The organism is Lysinibacillus sp. CD3-6 (assembly GCF_006351725.2).
In the GTDB taxonomy this organism is placed as follows: domain Bacteria; phylum Bacillota; class Bacilli; order Bacillales_A; family Planococcaceae; genus Lysinibacillus.
The window spans coordinates 1911257-1929575 of the sequence record NZ_CP085880.1; the positions used below are offsets into that span (position 1 = coordinate 1911257).

Annotated in this window: 20 protein-coding genes; 14 read left to right on the forward strand and 6 right to left on the reverse strand. The window is 34.2% G+C overall.

Annotation, left to right across the window (positions count from 1 at the left end; genetic code table 11):
* Nucleotides 1–15: 15 nt before the first annotated feature.
* A complete protein-coding gene (locus tag FH508_RS09200) occupies nt 16–999 on the reverse strand; it encodes an SEC-C domain-containing protein (protein ID WP_172771037.1) in 984 nt (327 codons plus the stop codon).
* A 254-nt stretch (nt 1000–1253) separates the two neighbouring features.
* Complete coding sequence (pepF, locus tag FH508_RS09205) at nt 1254–3059, reverse strand: oligoendopeptidase F (protein WP_172771038.1); 1806 nt, start codon at nt 3057–3059, stop codon at nt 1254–1256.
* Nucleotides 3060–3311: 252 nt separating this feature from the next.
* Here pepF and FH508_RS09210 point away from each other — a divergent pair, with 252 nt between their 5' ends.
* The 9 genes from FH508_RS09210 (at nt 3312) to FH508_RS09250 (ending at nt 9340) form a co-directional block, all read left to right on the forward strand.
* Nucleotides 3312–3752 carry a Dps family protein gene (locus tag FH508_RS09210; protein WP_172771039.1) on the forward strand — a complete coding sequence of 147 codons (441 nt, stop codon included), beginning with the start codon at nt 3312–3314 and terminating at the stop codon, nt 3750–3752.
* A gap of 106 nt (nt 3753–3858) precedes the next feature.
* Nucleotides 3859–4386 carry a general stress protein gene (locus FH508_RS09215; protein ID WP_172771040.1) on the forward strand — a complete coding sequence of 176 codons (528 nt, stop codon included), beginning with the start codon at nt 3859–3861 and terminating at the stop codon, nt 4384–4386.
* 128 nt (nt 4387–4514) lie between these two features.
* Nucleotides 4515–4838 carry a helix-turn-helix domain-containing protein gene (locus FH508_RS09220; RefSeq protein ID WP_172771041.1) on the forward strand — a complete coding sequence of 108 codons (324 nt, stop codon included), beginning with the start codon at nt 4515–4517 and terminating at the stop codon, nt 4836–4838.
* A gap of 11 nt (nt 4839–4849) precedes the next feature.
* The gene (locus tag FH508_RS09225) at nt 4850–5200 is read left to right on the forward strand and encodes an IS3 family transposase (protein WP_172771042.1); all 351 of its coding nucleotides are present in this window, start codon (nt 4850–4852) and stop codon (nt 5198–5200) included.
* Nucleotides 5201–5524: 324 nt separating this feature from the next.
* The gene (locus FH508_RS09230; protein WP_172771043.1) at nt 5525–6433 is read left to right on the forward strand and encodes a S8 family peptidase; all 909 of its coding nucleotides are present in this window, start codon (nt 5525–5527) and stop codon (nt 6431–6433) included.
* Nucleotides 6430–7305: an SAR2788 family putative toxin gene (locus tag FH508_RS09235; protein WP_172771044.1), complete on the forward strand. Its 876-nt coding sequence runs from the start codon at nt 6430–6432 to the stop codon at nt 7303–7305. Before FH508_RS09230 ends, FH508_RS09235 begins: the two co-directional genes overlap by 4 nt.
* Nucleotides 7281–7775 (forward strand): DUF7878 domain-containing protein, encoded by a 495-nt coding sequence (locus tag FH508_RS09240; protein ID WP_172771045.1) that lies wholly within the window; start codon nt 7281–7283, stop codon nt 7773–7775. The genes FH508_RS09235 and FH508_RS09240 overlap by 25 nt, the downstream gene beginning before the upstream one ends.
* A gap of 409 nt (nt 7776–8184) precedes the next feature.
* Nucleotides 8185–8634, forward strand: coding sequence for a Dps family protein (locus tag FH508_RS09245; RefSeq protein WP_172771046.1), 450 nt, complete (start codon nt 8185–8187; stop codon nt 8632–8634).
* Between the two features lie 199 nt (nt 8635–8833).
* A complete protein-coding gene (locus FH508_RS09250; protein ID WP_172771047.1) occupies nt 8834–9340 on the forward strand; it encodes a general stress protein in 507 nt (168 codons plus the stop codon).
* 148 nt (nt 9341–9488) lie between these two features.
* Here FH508_RS09250 and FH508_RS09255 read toward each other — a convergent pair whose 3' ends face one another.
* Nucleotides 9489–10388, reverse strand: a complete 900-nt coding sequence (locus FH508_RS09255) for a DMT family transporter (RefSeq protein ID WP_172771048.1) — start codon at nt 10386–10388, stop codon at nt 9489–9491.
* 134 nt (nt 10389–10522) lie between these two features.
* On the opposite strand from FH508_RS09255, the gene FH508_RS09260 reads away from it, so the two are divergent.
* The 3 genes from FH508_RS09260 (at nt 10523) to FH508_RS09270 (ending at nt 12707) form a co-directional block, all read left to right on the forward strand.
* The gene (locus FH508_RS09260) at nt 10523–11398 is read left to right on the forward strand and encodes a LysR family transcriptional regulator (protein ID WP_172771049.1); all 876 of its coding nucleotides are present in this window, start codon (nt 10523–10525) and stop codon (nt 11396–11398) included.
* Between the two features lie 84 nt (nt 11399–11482).
* Nucleotides 11483–12157, forward strand: a complete 675-nt coding sequence (locus FH508_RS09265) for a phosphopantothenoylcysteine decarboxylase domain-containing protein (protein WP_172771050.1) — start codon at nt 11483–11485, stop codon at nt 12155–12157.
* Between the two features lie 394 nt (nt 12158–12551).
* The gene (locus FH508_RS09270; protein ID WP_080653350.1) at nt 12552–12707 is read left to right on the forward strand and encodes a YezD family protein; all 156 of its coding nucleotides are present in this window, start codon (nt 12552–12554) and stop codon (nt 12705–12707) included.
* 182 nt (nt 12708–12889) lie between these two features.
* Here the strand turns inward: FH508_RS09270 and FH508_RS09275 are convergent, their stop codons facing one another.
* Complete coding sequence (locus FH508_RS09275; protein ID WP_172771051.1) at nt 12890–13378, reverse strand: flavin reductase family protein; 489 nt, start codon at nt 13376–13378, stop codon at nt 12890–12892.
* 638 nt (nt 13379–14016) lie between these two features.
* Between FH508_RS09275 and FH508_RS09280 the strand changes: the two genes are divergently transcribed.
* Nucleotides 14017–14541 carry a hypothetical protein gene (locus FH508_RS09280; RefSeq protein WP_228134465.1) on the forward strand — a complete coding sequence of 175 codons (525 nt, stop codon included), beginning with the start codon at nt 14017–14019 and terminating at the stop codon, nt 14539–14541.
* A gap of 213 nt (nt 14542–14754) precedes the next feature.
* On the opposite strand, the gene FH508_RS09285 is transcribed toward FH508_RS09280, so the two are convergent.
* Nucleotides 14755–15912 (reverse strand): ABC transporter ATP-binding protein, encoded by a 1158-nt coding sequence (locus tag FH508_RS09285; RefSeq protein ID WP_172771053.1) that lies wholly within the window; start codon nt 15910–15912, stop codon nt 14755–14757.
* 104 nt (nt 15913–16016) lie between these two features.
* Nucleotides 16017–16919, reverse strand: coding sequence for a PucR family transcriptional regulator (locus FH508_RS09290; protein WP_172771054.1), 903 nt, complete (start codon nt 16917–16919; stop codon nt 16017–16019).
* 351 nt (nt 16920–17270) lie between these two features.
* On the opposite strand from FH508_RS09290, the gene FH508_RS09295 reads away from it, so the two are divergent.
* Nucleotides 17271–18182 carry a dihydrodipicolinate synthase family protein gene (locus FH508_RS09295; protein WP_172771055.1) on the forward strand — a complete coding sequence of 304 codons (912 nt, stop codon included), beginning with the start codon at nt 17271–17273 and terminating at the stop codon, nt 18180–18182.
* The last annotated feature ends 137 nt before the right edge of the window (nt 18183–18319 follow it).

Genomic DNA, 18319 nt, shown 5'->3' on the forward strand with positions numbered 1-18319 from the left:
ACACTTTTTCTTTTTTTATTTAGTTGCAGCGTATTGGCTTAAATCTTGATAGTATTTTGTTAAAGAGGATGGCGAGATATCAAAAGTCGCTGCAATTTCTTTAACGGTTAAAGAAAGCGATTCAAATAGCTCTTTTTCTTGACCGTAGCGAATGGCACCTGCTGCGATTGCCGATTCTTTACGTGCAGATGGTTGTCCTTCGATTAAGTAATCCTCTAATAGTTCAAGCATTGGTGCTGTTTCACGCTCATTTTGCTCAAGAAATTCCTTTACTTGCGCAATCACACCGTTCTCAAAGCTTGTAAATTCTTCACCCTTGTAGCCATTTGATACAAGTAGCTCCCAGAATGAAAGATGATCTTCTTTTAAGAAGGTTTGAACTTTTTTGTTAGAAGCCTCAAAGTTTTCTTTTAACTTCACAAATACCTTTTCATGGTCTTGTGGGAAGAATATAAGAGTAGACACCGCTAAATAATGTGCTTCTTGCTTTGTGCCATCTGGCAGGATGAACGCAAAGACATGCATTCCCTCAGGAATTGGCTTATCATTTTCGCGACGAATATAAATTTCTTCATTGGATAGGACATGACTAGCTTTGAAATATTTCTCCTCTACAACAGTCACTGTACCGATAAATAATGTTGGTTGTGACCAGCCTTCTAGCACTTTTAAAGTAGAAGGTCTAACCGTTTTTTTCTTCGTTTTCTTTAAGTAACCTTTCCAAATAGATGGCTCTTGATGGAAGAAGAAGTCGTCTAACGCAATCGCTTCAATAAGCTCACGTTGAAGTACGCTCTCTAATTTAGGCTGCCATGTACCAACATGCTCGATATAAGCTCGAACATCTTTGCGTTCTGGATATTCTAGATAAAATGTTTGTAATACACGCTCTAGTTCTTCGATTGCTACAGCTTCCACTGTAACTTGCTGTTTACCTTCACAACATTTTTTGTATTTTTTGCCGCTACCGCATGGGCATGGATCATTACGTTTTACCATAATTAGAAACACTTCCTTTGAAAATTGTTAGTCGATTTTTGCTAAATAAATTGCGTACTCTTAATAATAACGGTACTTTTGTACGAAGAAAAATGATTATCTATTTTGAAATATCAAAAAAGTTAATGGGGCGGGCCCTCATTCTAGTATATGTATGAGTTTTCTCGCTTAGAACTAAAAAATGAAAACCATCTACGCCTTAGAAGAGAGCGTAGATGGTAACGTTAAAAAGTGAAGAAAAGAGATGGAATCTATTAAGCATCAATCTCTTCTGTTAGTCTTTCAAGTTCATCTATTAAATGACCAATGTAAGCAATCGTATCACGTAGCGGCTGGTCTGTTGTTACGTCCACGCCTGCCATTTGGGCAAGCTCAACAGGGGATTTTGTGCCACCTGCTTGAAGAACAGTTAGCCATTCGTCTACTGCAGTACTGCCTTCTTTTAAAATACGTTGTGATACTTGTGTAGAGATTGTTAGCCCAGCACTATATGTGTATGGATATAAGCCCATATAGTAATGAGGCTGGCGCATCCACGTAAGCTCTGCACCTTCTGAAATATTAACAGTATCTCCCCAGAATTCTTCTAAAACTGAACGTTTTAATTGGTTTAAGACAGTTGCATTCACAGAATCACCTGCGTCTACTAATTCATAGACTTTACGCTGGTATGCTGCTTCTAATAAATGCGTAACGAAGTTGTGATAATACGTTTTCGATACGATGTTTGAAATGACCCAACGTTTGAAGCGTTTATCGTCATTATGTGTCAGTAAATAGTTTGCTAGCAACATTTCATTCATTGTAGATGGTGCTTCAATAAAGTATAGAGAAGGGCGACTATTTAAATAAGATTGATGTCCATGCGCATTGACAAAATGGCCTGCGTGACCAAGCTCATGAGTCAGCGTAAATACTTCATTCATACGTTCATTCCATGACATTAAAATATAAGGATGACTGCCGTACGGGCTTGAGCAAAATGCACCTGTAGATTTACCCTTATTTGGTGCGTAATCAATCCAACGCTCGTTGAACGCTCTTTCAATCATTTGCGCATAATCTTTACCCATAACAGCCAATGATTTTTCAACATAATCTTTTGCTTCTGCCATTGTTAATTTTGGATCATAGCTTGGATCAAGCGCTATTTTTAAATCAGCAAATGTCATTTCTTCTAAACCGTGCGCATTTTGCACAAGCTTAGCATAACGACGCATATGTGGGGCAAGTTCCTTTGTAATAAGATCAATTTGACGATTATAAAGTGAACGATCTACCTCTTGGTCAAACAATAAGTAGTCAATAACAGAGTCGAAGCCACGTAAATCAGAAATCGTTTTTTCTTGCTGGATATGTGTGTTATACACTTTTGCCGTCGTATGCTGATAGTCACGGAGTTTATTAGAAAATGCATTGAAAGCTGCATGACGTATAGTTGTATCGGTTTCAAGTTCCCAATCATTTTCGAATAAAACATAGCTTAGCGGATGCTTCTTACCATTTGCCTCGAACTCTCCAAAATGCATATCCACAAGCTTTGTCGTGTTATAGATTTCATATGGTGCTTCAAACGTAGAGCTTAATGCAGCGAGCGTTTTTTCTACTTCTGGATGCAATTGATGAGGCTTTTGCTTTAATAGCTCTGTAATATAGCGATTATAAAGCGTACTTGATGCTGCAGCCTCCTCTAAGATGGCTTCATCCAATGCAAGCAATTCACTTTGTACAAATGCAATGGAGCTGCTAATTTTACCAACTGCTGTCCCAAACTTCGCTGCACGCATTTGTGCGACCTCATCCGTACGATCAGCCTGGATATTTAAACTTGCATATGTTCCGATTGGGACAATCCCTACTTGTAATGCTTCATAAGCTGTAAGTACATCAATTACTTTTTGAGCATCTGTAATTGTACCTTTATATGTGTTTTCAAATTTTACTGCATCCTCAACAAACTGAGCTAATGCAGGTTCAAAATCAGCATCATTTTCAAGTAAATCTTGTAAATTCCATGTTTCCTCTATTGCAACATCTTTGCGTAATGGTAATACTTCCATGTAAGAACACCCCTTTTAACGTAAGTGATACCATTATAACGAAACTATTTCGAAAAGTGAAATAATTATAGACAGAAGTTTTAAAAATTAAAAGCTATCTTTTCATGCATAAAGTCAGTCAACTTTGAAAAATAATATGCAATGTGTGAAATCAAATGTTTGAAAATGTGTCATTGGGGAAATATGAGGTATAGCCAATACACAATGTAACGCATACTAAAGGCTAGTATATGAATTATTGGAGGAGATATTATGTCACAAAATTTAAACAAACAATTAAATAAGCTGGTAGCTACATGGTCTGTACTATATACAAAATTGCATAACTATCATTGGTATGTAACGGGCAGTTCATTTTTTACACTCCACGCAAAATTTGAAGAGTTATATAATGAAACAACATTAAATTTAGATGAGATCGCAGAACGTATTCTTTCAAAAGATGGAAAACCAGTTGCTACTTTAAAAGAGCACCTTGAACTTTCTTATATTGATGAAGCAACAGGTAAAGAAACAACAGAAGAAATGGTTGCAACAACTATTTCAGATTTTCAAAAGCTAATGAAGGCTTTAAATTCTGCAATGGAACTAGCAGCTGAAGAGGGCGACGATCGTACAGAAGATTTACTAAATGCGATGTATCAGTCACTTGAGAAACATGCTTGGATGTTAAAGGCATATCTTAACGAATAAAAAATGAAATGAGATCACTAAGTAATTATGAACAAAAAAGGTAAAGGCAATTCCTCTGATACGCACGTGTCTTGAGTGGGCCATAAAATAGGAGGACATAAACAGCATGAATGAACAAAATCCACATATTGAAGTGGCACACTCGAAAGAGGAAATGCTAGCAATATTAACAAATATGTATAGTCAAGGCTATCATACAAATGATATCCATATTATTGCCAAAGACTCTACTCCATTTGAAGACATTAAATGGGAAACAGATGTAAAAACACATGAGGCAGGTAATTGGTTTGATCAATTTAAATCATGGTTTACAGGTGAATCAGCGGTAAAGGAAGGTATTAAGCGTTTTCATTTAACTGAGGGGCAGACGGCCTATTATGCAGATCTTGTAGAGCATGGTTCCATTGTTATATTTGCTGAGAAGGCAGATACGGATGGCCCATTAGAAATAGCGGTCGACCAAGAGGGAAACCCATATCGCCATAATCCGCTTGAGCCTCGCATGACAGCACCAGAACCATTTATTGATACGATTGATAACGTCGAGACACCTCAGCAGCGGGAAAATCGATTAAGGGCTGAAGAAAGCATGGAAGAAATGGAACATTTGAATAGAAACAAAACAGAGTGAAAATACCCCCTTCAACTGACGAAGGGGGTATTTTTTATATTTTAAGCATTAATGAATATGTTGTTCTCGTTCATTCCATTAACAATTATAATAGAAAAAATGACGGATAAACTGAAAGGAAAGCACTTATGCCAAAGGGAAGAAAAACGACCTTAGATGAACGAATTCAAATTGTTTTATTTTGTTTAAAGAACGACAACAATTATCAACTAACAGCAAATACGTATCAAGTATCGTACCAACAAGTTTACCAGTGGGTAAAAAAATATGAGGCGGGTGACGAACAATCGCTGAAAGATAAGCGTGGGCGAAATAAAGAAGAACATGAACGAACTGTAGAAGAGCAATTCAAGGTAGAAATAAAACAACTTGAACATGAAAATGAACGACTACGTACAGAAAATGCATTGTTAAAAAAGCTAGAGGAGCTCGAGGGGAGGAAAGTAATGTAATTAATAAATATATGGCCGTTCAAGCATTGCATCACAACGACAACTTGTCCATCTCACTACTATGTGAATTCGCAGGGATTGCACGCTCTGCTTACTATAAATGGACACAGCGTACACCAACGACAAGACAACAGGAAAATGACGAGATTTTAAAAGAAATACGCGAGCTACATGAAAAGGGACAAGCGAACTATGGCTATCGCAAAATTCAGCAGCATATGAACCAGAAATTTAATAAACAATTTAATCATAAACGGATTTTGCGATTAATGAAGCAAGTAAGCTTTCAATTAATAAGTAGTGAAAATCAAATGAAGGCTGCCATGAAAAGGTCTAAGGAAAATATATTAGATGATGAGTAGACACAGTGGGAAATTTATGATTAAGGTTAATGCCAATAAAACTTTCATCATTTAAAGCTCAAAATGCTAGTATTCTAGCGTTTTGAGTATTTTTATTTTCCAGAGGATTATTGTTTAAAAATTATCTCTCAAAGTTTAGATGTAGCTCATATTTTATAAAAATAAAAATAATTCTTAAAAATGTATTGACTTTTAAAGGTGAAATAATTATAATGCGGTTAAAATATTTCCTAGTTTGAAAATAGAAGGTTCTTTTAAGAAATTCATAAAGACTATTGGTGTTTTTTGATTATATTTTTTTGCAGAGTTCATGTGTAGAAAGAGGTGAATGTTTTCAAATCTAAAAGAATAAAATTTGTTTTTTTAGGTTCTTTACCTATTTTATTTTGTATTTTTTTATTTGCCAAATTGGATAATAATAGTTCTGATTTAAGCTGGTCAGAAAAAATTGTTGGTTTTGATAAAAATGAATATGATATACCAGTAAAAATAGCTATTTTAGATAGTGGCATAAATAAAGAGCATTCTGATTTACAAGATGTAGATTTTATAGAATATAATGCGATTTCTAAAAAGAAAGAAAAAGTTCATGATGATTATGGACATGGTACAGCTATAGCTGGAATTATTGCAGCTAAAGGAGGGAAAGTAAAGGGGATTTTAGCTAATCCTATAATTTATGATGTTAAAGTAATTAATGAAAACGGAGAAGCTAAATTAGACACAGTGATAGAAGGGATTAATTGGAGTATTAAAAATGAAGTTGATATAATTAATATCAGTTTTGGCTTTATCAATGATCGTAAAGATTTAAAAATTGCTATTGAAGAGGCTATAAAAAGTGGGATTATAATTATTGCTGCAGCAGGGAATACTATGGGGATTTCAGTTGACTATCCGGCTAAATATGATGGGGTACTTTCTATAGCATCATTAGATGAAAACTTAAAGATTGATTCATATTCTGCTATTGATAAAGTGGATTATTCAGCTCCTGGTGTTGATATTTTATCAACAAATAAAGATGGGGATTATGAGTTGTTTTCAGGAACTTCTTTTGCGACTGCCTATGCAACTGGAATAATTGCTTCGATATTAAAACAAGAAAATATTGAAGAGAAAAAAGATTTATTAGATGTTATAGGCAATTATATTGTGAATATAGGAAATGACAAAGGATATGGAAAAGGGCTATTGACGCTTAATAAAAATATTTTGGAGGAAAGGAAATGAAAAAATGTTTAATCCAATTATTAGTTGTAGCTTTAGTATTTAATATAACATATTCAGCGATGGGTCTTGCGAGCAATTTTAGTGATGATTCTATTGAAGCAAATGCGAGAAAAATTGATTTGGATGTAGACTATAGTGTTAATGAAATATCTTCAGAAGATAGTAAGTCTGTTTATCGTATCAATGTCGAAGACGACTTGGGCATTAGCAATAAAAATTTTGAAATGCAAGTAGAAGAGTTTTCAATGAATGAAATTGGAATAAGTTCGCATTTGATTTCAGAATATTTTGATTTTTATTCATATATGCATATAAACATTGATTCTGGTGAGATGTTTGTTAATTTAAAAGAAAATGGAAAAGACAGAGAGTATGATTTAATCTTTGTGGAAATCGAAGGAGAAAATTTCAAAGCACTTCTTGTAGATAAAGATACTGAAGAGGTATTCTTAATGAATACAATTGATGCAAATGCATCAGCAATTCCAGTTTTAGCTATTGTTATTCAACAAGGTGCAAGATGGGCCATTAAAAAGTATGGAGAAAAAGCACTTATAAGTGCTTTTGGAAAATATGCTCTAAGTAATGCAATAAAAAAATTGCCCAATTTCATTGTTAAAAATAAACATTTGAGTAGTAGTACTAGCAATTGGGCAAAATTTAATACTAACAGTCAGACAACTGCCAAAGGTTGGATAAAAGAAGCATTACAGAAAGCCTCGGTTTCAGATTTTGAAATAAATTATAATGATAAATTATCATTTAAGTTTGACGTAAATCTTAATAAAAAAATAGGTACAAAAGGTGAAACAAAAATAAGAATAGTGATAGGATATGATGGTAATATATGGACGGCATTTCCAGTAAAATAAAATTTGAATATGAATTTTTAAGTGAATCAGATGCCATTTCTAATAAAGATAAGAGAAATGTTTCGTTAATCTTGGGAGTAGAGGCTATCTTTAAAATTAAAATTAATGAAGCGTTATATTTTGAAGAAGAACTAGCTTTTTTAGAATTTTATAAGTCTCTGTATGTGTGGAAAGAACGTATCAAAGAAATTGAAAGGTTGGATTTCCATTATTATTCAGTAGAGTATGATGATTATAAAGATGGAGCGATTATTTCTTTGATACCTTTTTCTAATAAAGCTAGGTTAAAATCCATTTGGGCAAAATCTAATGTTTATAATGTTTTTGACTTAGATTATATTGTTAATGAATTTTTAGTTTTAGAGAAAAAACTTAAAGAAGATATTGAAAGCTATTTTAATATTGAATTAGGCAAGTTTATTAAACATATTCCATATAGTAAGCAGTTATACAAATTTGATATTGAGTGATTTGTCAATTCGATAACTTAAAAACAGTAGCCACCGATCAAATAAAATTGATAGGTGGTTTACTAGTTTAAAAATATCTTTTATTTATTGAATATTAAAACTAAACTAAATCATTTTCAGAAAGTTAATCGATAAAAGTTGCTTCCGAATCACTCCATTTATAATAAACCAATTTTAAATTATGTCCAATCATTTCAAATTCTTCATCACTAAAATAGGACGCTATTTTAAAATAATACTATTTGGCGTTCTGTTTATTAAATTCACCAAACTAATAGTGTATTGAGTATTAGGAGTTTAACTAGAAAATTTTTTTATTTTTTATTCTATTTAATCTGTATACTTGACAGGGTTCGATGAAATGTTGCATACTAAAAATCTAAAAATACTATAATTTGGAGGGGTAATTATGCCACAAGATTTAAACAAGGAATTGAATAAACTCGTCGCAACTTGGTCAGTACTGTATACGAAACTACATAACTATCATTGGTATGTAACAGGTAATGCCTTTTTTACACTCCATGCAAAATTTGAAGAATTATATAATGAAATTACAATAAACTTTGATGATACGGCAGAACGTATTCTATCAAAAGGTGGAGAGCCAGTTGCCACGTTAAAAGAATATCTCGAGCTATCACATGTTCAAGAAGCAACAGGTAATGAAACAGCTGATGAAATGGTAGCAACGATTGTTTCAGACTTCGAAAAACAAATGCAGGCTATTAATAATGCTATGCAGCTAGCGGCACTGGAAGGGGACGATCGTACTGAAGATTTACTAAATTCGATGTATCTTTCCCTTGAAAAACATACTTGGATGTTAAAAGCCTTTCTTGATAAAAAATATGCATAATTAACATTTGCACTTGGAGACTAGTGAATCGCTCCAAGTGCTTTTTTATATCAATAAATAAAAATATGACAAAAACACTACAGAAGGCAAAACGCTATGACAAATATTACAGTTATATAAAGGATATATAAAAAGGGTTTTTTGTGAAAGGTGGGGGGTACATACATAGTAAGCCTTACAAAATTAGGAGGAATTGAACATGATGAATGAACAAAACCCAAAAATTGAAGTTGCACATACGAGAGAAGAGATGTTTCATATTTTAAAATGTATGCGCATGGAAGGTTATAACACAGATGAAATTCATATTATTTCTAGAGAAGCACACGAAATTGATGATGTAAAATCAAATGTTGATGTGAAAACACATGAGGCAGGTAACTGGTTTGACCAGATTAAATCATGGTTTACAGGTGAAACAGCTGTTACGGAAGGTTTAAAACGATTTGATTTGACAGAGGGGCAAACAGCGTATTACGCTCAACTTGTAGAGGAAGGTGCGATCGTTTTATACGCGGAGCATGATGATGTAAATCCTTCAACGTCTACACTAATCGCAGATTCAAAACGCGCTCAACTTGATCCATTTGATACACATGTAACGCCACCTGAATCGATCGTGGATGAGACACCTGAACAACGCGAAGAGCGATTAAAAGCTGAAGAGCAAATGAATGAAGCTGAACAAATGAGAAGATATTTATAGATGTAAGTGGCTAGAGTTTAACTAGCTTGCAAAAAAAGTAAAAAGTGAAATGGTATGCACTCCATTTCACTTTTTACTTTTTTATTAACAAAAAAGAAAAGACTCTGAGAAATTTAGAATATTTCTAGAGCCTTCGTATATTTAAAATTCAATGCATAACTTTTTCTTGTTCATGTTTTCGCATAAATCGTAGAATGTGAAGTTGTTCAAATTGTGCGACAAGATTACCAATTAAAATAAAGCTTCCACCGATAAGTAATTTTACCGTTAGTCCTTCGCCGATGAACATCATCGCAAACATCGCTGCAAAAATAGGTTCTAATGAGAAAATGAGCCCTGTATGTGTAGCAGAGGTGTACTGTTGTGCAACAGTTTGACCAACGAAGCAAAACGCGCTACAGATTATTCCAAGTCCTAAAATCGCAATCCAGGAAGTAGATGAATTCGGAAGTGTTGGTGTTTCAAATAGTAGTGTTAAAACAAGCGCATACATTCCCGCAAAGCCGAGCTGGTAAATGCCATAGGAAATCGATTCTACACTACGTGTAAAATGACCGTTTAACAGTAAATAAATCGAATAACATAATGCCGCGATTGCAACTAATATATCGCCCAATTGAAATGTAAAAGAATGTTGAACCGTTAAAACAGTAATACCAATCATCGTGCTCACAATTGCGAAACTTACTGCTTTTGATGGCAATTTTTTCTCAATAAAGCTACTGAAAATGGGTACTAAGACGACTGTAAGGCTTAAAATAAATCCTGCATTTGAAACCGAAGTTGTCTCTAATCCAAATAAGCTAAGTGCAAACACAATGAATAATAGCAAACCTTGAATAGCTGCATATTTTAAAGTTTTGAAGTTAACCTTTATCATACGTTTATAAAAAATAATGCCTGCTGCCAAAAATGCGATGATACAGCGTAATGCTACTACATTAAATACAGCTAATGTTTCAAGTCCCATTACCATAAACGTATAAGACAATCCCCAAAACATTGTAACTATGACCATTAATAAATTTGCTTTCCCTTGATTACTCATTATGCACCTTCTATCTCTGTGTACTAAAACAGTTTCATACTAAAATTTACTATATATCTTGTATTGTGATTAGTAAAACGAATGTTTATAATGAGTAATATTAAAAAAATTCATGTATATATGAGGGAATTTGAATGAGTTTAGTCAAATATGAGATTTTAAACAAAGTTGCAGAAGTTTCCAGCTTTACGAAAGCTGCAGATGCACTTGGATTAACCCAATCGGCAGTTAGTCATGCTGTTTCTAGCTTAGAAAAAGAATGTGGCTTTGCCCTTATTCATCGAAGTCGTACAGGTGTGACATTAACGAGTGAGGGTCAAACAATGCTTCGGGCAATGCGAAATGTACTCGATGCGGACGAATTATTACAACAAGAAGCGGCACATATTTTAGGGGTAACCCGAGGGAAATTACGAATCGGTGTTATTTCTAGTATTTCTTCCAACTGGATGCCAGAAATTATTCGTATTATGGACAATCAGTTTCCAGGTATTCAAGTTGAGTTACGTGAAGGCGATTATTATGAAATCGAACAGTGGCTACAAAGTGGAGAAGTTGATGCTGGTTTTTTAAATGGACAAAAATCGGAGCAATTTCAATTTATCGAATTAGTCCAAGACCCACTTTTATGTATAGTTTCCGATCAAAGCTCTCTTTACAATCGATCAGAAATTGATATTACTGAACTAGAAGACATGCCTTTTATAATGACGTCGTATCGAGGTACTAATGATGTAAAAGTAATTTTAGAGCAGTACCATGTAAAACCGAATATTCGGTTCGAGCTATCGGAGGAGGTTGGAATTATTTCAATGATTTCACACGATTTAGGCATTACCATTTTACCTCGATTAGTGATTAACCGACTACCGTCCTCATTAAGGGCTATCCCACTAAAGCAAGGTGGTTATCGTACGATAGGACTGGCAATGAAACATCAAGCCTCACCAGTAACGAAAAAGTTTGCGGAAATTTTAAGCGTGTGGCTAAAAGAACAAAATAAGAAATAGGTTATTTAAGCTTTTTACGTTAAAATAGAACATGTAGATTGGATATCAATTAGTTATTAGTTTGAATAGAAAAGGTGAGTGTGAGTGGGGACATTACAAGGAAAAACCGTACTCATTACAAGTGGGGGAACACTTGAAAAATGGGATCGTGTGCGAGGGCATACGAATTTATCGAAGGGGTCTATGGGCTGCTATTTGGCTGAAGCAGCACTAGAAGCTGGAGCGGATGTTATCTATATGCATGGCTATTTTGCGCAACTTCCAATTAATCAAGATAAGATGCGTACAGTACGCTTTGAAGGTATTGAAGATTTAGGTGACAAGGTTCGCCATGCTGTACAGGAAGAACAAGTAGACATCGTGATTATGGCAGCGGCAGGTTCAGATTGGGTCATTGATAAAGTGTACGATCAATCAGGGAATCTAATGGAAGGTGCAGGGAAGATGCCATCGGACGAGCCCCCTGTGATTCATTTTAAAAAGGCGCCAAAAGTGCTAGGGCAAATAAAGAGTTGGCAACCTAATGTCACGTTAGTAGGATTTAAGCTAGAGGCTACGGATGATGAGGAGTTTTTACTGTCCCGTGCACGTCTTCGTATGGAGACAGCGAATGCGCAATTCATGGTTGCTAATAGCTCGCAATCACTGTATGGCGGACAAGAGCCACATTGGATAGTGCCTGCACAAGGACAACCGATTAAAGTCATTGGTAAACAAGAAACTGCAAAAGTGTTAATGGAATACTTGTTAAACGAATAATGTGCAGCTGTGTAGAATATATAATTCTGCACAGCTTTTTTCATGTATTAACATTTATTTTATTGCTTTTAAGGAAAAATAGGATTTTAAGATGGAATGTTGAGAAATTTTATAGCAATAAAATGTACCTTTTTTCTTAATTTCATAGTATTCGACTAGGTTTTGTAATATTTATATTGACAATGGGTTTTCTGAATTATAGAATTATTTCCAAGAAACGTAATCCTCTTATCGTGTGAGGTGTGAGGGACTAAGCCCAATGAAGTCTTGGTAACTCGATTAATCGTTGCTAAATCCAACTGGGTTATCGAAGAGATAAGGGGAGGCATCAAATCATCTTGATGCGTAGATCTCTTTTATACACAAAAGTATGAAAAAAGAAGGGGTGTATCGTATGTCTCAACTGTCAAAGATTGATGATAAGAAGTTAGAAGTAATTGCGAAGGCCATTCAAAATTTAGAATTTGGGGAAGTGCAAATTACTATTCAAGATGGTGTGATTGTCCAAATTAATCGACTTGAAAAGCAAAGATTTCCACAGAAAAAGTGAAGCTCTACAACAACTAAATGAATTAACTCGGGGCCATTTTAAGCATAATATCCCGAATGAATGAGCAACACATTTTAAATTCGGTCATGATCCAGTAGGATGCTTGAAGGATAGCATTGTATGTAACGGTAAACAAAAAGTAGGTATCTCAAAGAAAATTTTGAAATACCTACTTTTACATATTATTCGTAAAAACTCGTTGGGATTTGACCAATGTGTCTTCGATGATAGAGCAAAGGTTCCTTTTGGGCATTATCAATTGCTAGCACATGACCAATGAAAATTGTATGGTCTCCTGCATCGATTTTTTTAAATGTTTCGCATTGCAGCGTAGCTAAAGTATCATGTAATATTGGCAAACCATGTAAAGAAGAAGACCATTTGACTTGCGCAAATCGGTCAGGGATTTTACTTGAAAATACTGTACATAATTGTGTTTGATCGTTCGCTAAAATATTAACCGCGAATTTGTCCGCATTACAAAAAAGCGGATGCAGTTGGGATTTTTTGTCCAATGACCATAGGATAAGGAGCGGATCTATGGAAACAGATGCAAAGGAATTGACCGTTAAGCCAATCGGTTCATTCACATCATTGTAAGCTGTGACAACTGTGACACCTGTTGGATAATTACCTAAAGCCTGTTTAAAAGCAGTTACTTTGTCCGTCATACAATCACCTCTTATTATTTTATGGAGAAAACGGGTTGTTTGTTCTTACTCATTTTTCTGTTGCTATAAAGGAAAGCCTACAAAATAATCCAGCAACTGTAAAGCGTATATTATTCAGTTGTTATAATATAAAAATTTCTAAAAAGAGAAAGAGACCTTAAATATGGGTATTTGATATAGGTTTTTAAAGAGATACATATTTTATTTATTGACTATATTAATGACATATGATAATATTCCCGCAAGAATTTATAATTGTAATTTTCTGAAAATTTGTATTGTAATTACTTCATAAAAAATGCTTGATTTATTGATTCTTCGCCTATCGAATGAGTTAAGTATTTTCAAATCATATATAGCCAAGCGATCATTGTTTCAAACCATCAACTTCTATCAGTATATACTAATATTCTTGAAGCAATTAAAGTATTTGCGGATAATGGGTCCTTTATAGAAGGAAATTTAATAGTATATGTATTTAAGGATTTCTTATTAACCCCTATTACGATATTAGCCAAAAAAGGAACAAATGGTATGTTCAGAGTAGAGGGACAAGTAGATGGTGTTAAATACGTATTAGGGATTAAAGATGGGCATATTAGACAACTATATCCAAAAAACTAATGTGAGGTGAATATATGATGGAAGTAGTAACAATTAATGAATTTGTTGTAAAAAGAATTATCGACGATTTGGAAGATGCAGTCAACAATCCTGATAAATATACGATAAGCATAAACGATAATTGGGATGAATTTGTTTCTTTTATCAATAACACCCAAAATAAATATATAGAAGAAGACGGTCTTCTTAGACTTGATGGTGGGTTATCGATTAAATGCTATAATAAAGAAATTTTAGGTGTTCGATATTGGGACTATCTCCCTGAGCTATGGGGATATATTGTCAATGTGATTGAAGATTACTTAGAGGATGGCATTGGGAAAAGTTATTTTCCTGATCAACCAGTTAAAATACAATTAAAGCAATTAAAAAATAAAAAAGTACAATTTTTATTTGATAACGACGATCATGTATTAGAATTTGAACAAAAAATGCTATTAGGTATCTTTTTAAATCGTGCTGAAGTCTTTTTTACTGTTCTTGTAAAAGAACTTGATTTGACTAAATATAGCTACAAATTGAAAAAATTCAAAAATTAAAAACTCGGATATGAATCAATTTATATTGAGTGCAACTAATCAAAAAGTGTTAGATTGATTGAATCAATCTAACACTTTTTCTATACCGTTGATGTCCGCTGCGGCGGTGTTTTCCGCTCAGCACAGTAAGCCGTAACCCTCGCTATTGTGCAGAGTGCCTCCGCCTTTCATTGTGTGCTGTTATGAACAGGAGTCACCAACTTCGCTACCATCTTAGCCAACAATAACAGGCTTTTCAGTGCCTTCGTTGCCTTTGTTTTGTCCACTATTACCTGGAATAATACGATTCTCCGTATCTTTATCGAAGAAGTGGACTTTGTTCATATCCAATGCCAGTGGCAATACTTGGCCTGGTTTAGCAGTGGCATTGGAATCTACACGTGCAATAAATTGATGACCTTCGATTTGTGAATAGAGCATAATCTCTGCGCCCATTAATTCAGCTACTTCAATTGTTACATCGACTCTTGAACCTGGAGTTGATTCGATAAATGCTTGTTCATCGTGGAAATCTTCAGGACGAATACCCATAATAACTTCTTTATTGTTATAGCCTTGCGCAAGTAAGTCTTTCATTCTTTCTTGTGGCACAGTAATGCACGTATTCCCAATGTGGAATTTGCCATCTGTAAGTGTACCCGTAAAGAAGTTCATAGCAGGGGAGCCGATAAAGCCGCCGACAAATACATTATTCGGTTGCTCATACACTTCTTTTGGTGCACCTACTTGTTGAATAATGCCATCTTTCATAACAACGAGGCGAGTAGCCATTGTCATGGCTTCTGTTTGGTCATGTGTCACGTAAATTGTCGTTGTTTGTAAGCGTTGATGAAGTTTTGTGATTTCAGCACGCATTTGTACGCGAAGTTTCGCATCCAAGTTTGATAAAGGCTCATCCATTAAAAAGACTTTTGCATCACGCACGATGGCACGTCCTAAAGCGACACGTTGACGTTGACCACCTGAAAGTGCTTTCGGTTTACGATTTAAGTATTCTTCCAGCCCTAAGATACGCGCTGCCTCGTTCACGCGGCGATTAATTTCATCTTTCGGTAATTTGCGCAGCTTTAAGCCAAATGCCATATTTTCAAATACGCTCATATGCGGGTATAGGGCATAGTTTTGGAATACCATGGCGATATCACGATCTTTAGGCGCTACATCATTCATTCGCTTTCCATCAATGATTAAATCTCCCTCTGAGATTTCTTCTAAACCAGCAACCATACGCAATGTAGTAGATTTACCACAACCTGAAGGACCTACGAATACAATAAATTCCTTATCTTCAATATCAAGATTGAAATCCTTTACCGCCGTGACATTTTTGTCGTAAATTTTAAAAATATGTTGTAATTTTAATTCTGCCAATATCTTCATCTCCCTTATGTAACTGTTTTTTTAGAGTATAAGAGAAAAATATGTAAAATGTATACGTATACATTACACAAAACAAGTTTGGGCACATTGTACAACTATTGATAATTTTCAGATTTCAACAGTATCATAGCAAGAGAAACAAAAGCAGCGTTTGCGAAGGAACGAATATCTATTCCAGTGTTTTCAATAAATTTATCCAATCGATACTGCAGGCTATTACGATGGATGTACAGCTTTTTGGCTGTTAAAGAAGCATTTAAATTACATTGTAAAAAAACTTGAATCGTATGAAGCATCTCTTGCGCTTGGATACTTTCTATAAAAAGATCAGATAGTATATCCTTTTTTACGCATGACGGCGACTGAATCATTAATAGTGGTAAAGCTTCGTAAAACGTAATCGTTTTTTCACGATTTGCATATCGATGAATTGTATTAAAGCATTGAAATTCATAATTAAATTTTTCTTTTAGTAGATGATTAACTTGGTGTAGTTGGCCAATATAACTATCAATTTTAACAAAAAAATCACTAGTTAACGTGTCACTTAGTTGATTGAATGACTCTTGATCGAAAACTACTTGTGGCTTTTCATCTATTATCAAACCTTGTGTTTCATTAATCATTAAAATAATGGGTTGCTGAAATCCGCCAATAATCGCTTCTTTAAAACTGTTAAAATCATCAATGGGTTGTTTCAGATAGAAATAAAAAAAACGTAATGTTTTTACATCCTGTAAAAATGGTACCTCTTTTGCATCATTAAATAAAAAATCATACCATCGCTGTTGATTTTTCGTATTATTTTGTTCGACATTAAGAGTCTCAATAGGATGGAATAAAGTTTTTAACAAATTATGTTCGGAATTGGATAGGGCAGTTTTAACGATGCCAAATTTCTTACCATCTTCTGTTTGGAACCAATATCGATTATTATCTTGCGCATTATATGTAGTCGTAAAAGCCGTTTGAAAAAGATTTTCTAGTTTTTCAAGCATTTGTTTCTCCTTTTTAGACTGATTGTAAACAATTTTCAGCCTAACTGTAAAACAATATCGCTAATCACTCTTTACTTTTAACGACAAGAAGCACTACATAACAGCTTGTTTAAGTTGTTTAAAGTAGCATTTAAAGGGTAAATCTTTTTTTATGCATACAAAAGGTGAAATTTTTCTCCAAAAAATAAAAAAATAAAGAAAATTATTTACATTTTATTTTGAATTGTTATAATATTAGTTGTAAGCGTTAACAGTTAGTGGTGTAGAGTTAAGGTTTATGTATTGTCATATTTATTCGTGATGTAATATCACAAATTGGCTTTATTAAAATTATATAGGTGGTGTTCAAAGTTGAATTTAGAAAAATATAAAGGTATCATTCCTGCTTTTTATGCTTGTTATGATGATCTAGGGGAAATATCGGAGAACCGAACAAAAGAACTTTGCGATTATTTATTCAACAAAGGCGTTAAAGGGCTTTATGTTGGTGGAAGTTCAGGGGAATGTATTTATCACAACCTTGAAGAAAGAAAAGCAACACTAAAATATGTAGCAGAACATGTCAAAGGGAAGCTTACGTTAATCGCTCATGTTGGGGCACCATCGACAAGGGATAGTGTAATTTTAGCAAAATATGCTGAGGAATTAGGGTACGATGCGATCTCTGCCATTCCACCTATTTACTTTAAGTTTTCTGAAAGTTCAGTTTATAAATATTGGACTGAAATTATGGATGCAACGAATATGCCATTTATTATTTACAATATACCTCAAACAACAGGTTTTGATCTTTCGATTAATCTATTTAAGAAATTATTAGAGAATAAGAAAGTGATAGGGGTAAAAAATTCGTCAATGCCAGTTATGGATATTGAAAGATTTAAGTCAACTGCAGGTGAAGATTTTATTGTATTCAATGGACCAGATGAACAATATGTAGCTGGCAGAGTAATCGGTGCAGATAGTGGAATTGGTGGAACATATGGTGCGATGCCGGAACTTTTTATCAAGGCTGAGGAATTTGTATCGAATGGGGATATCGCAAATGCGAGAAAAATTCAGCATGATATTAATGATATTATCGTTGCTTTATGTTCTTTAAATGGCTCCATGTATTCAACAATTAAAGAAATTTTAAAATTAAATGGGGTTACTATTGGCAGTGTAAGAGGCCCATTAGAGCCAGTATCAGGTGAGGATTTAAATAAAGTAGCAGGCATTAAAGCGTTCATCGATCAAACAATAATAAAGTATGAAGAGTAGATTCAAAGCTTTTTGAATTTCTTAAAGCTATGGAGTAATTGAAGTTGTTTCACATAATGGGGGAAGGTCACAAGCTTATTACACGGGCTTGTCTTTCATAAAGGTAATGTTAATTTGTAAATACAATTATTAAGGGG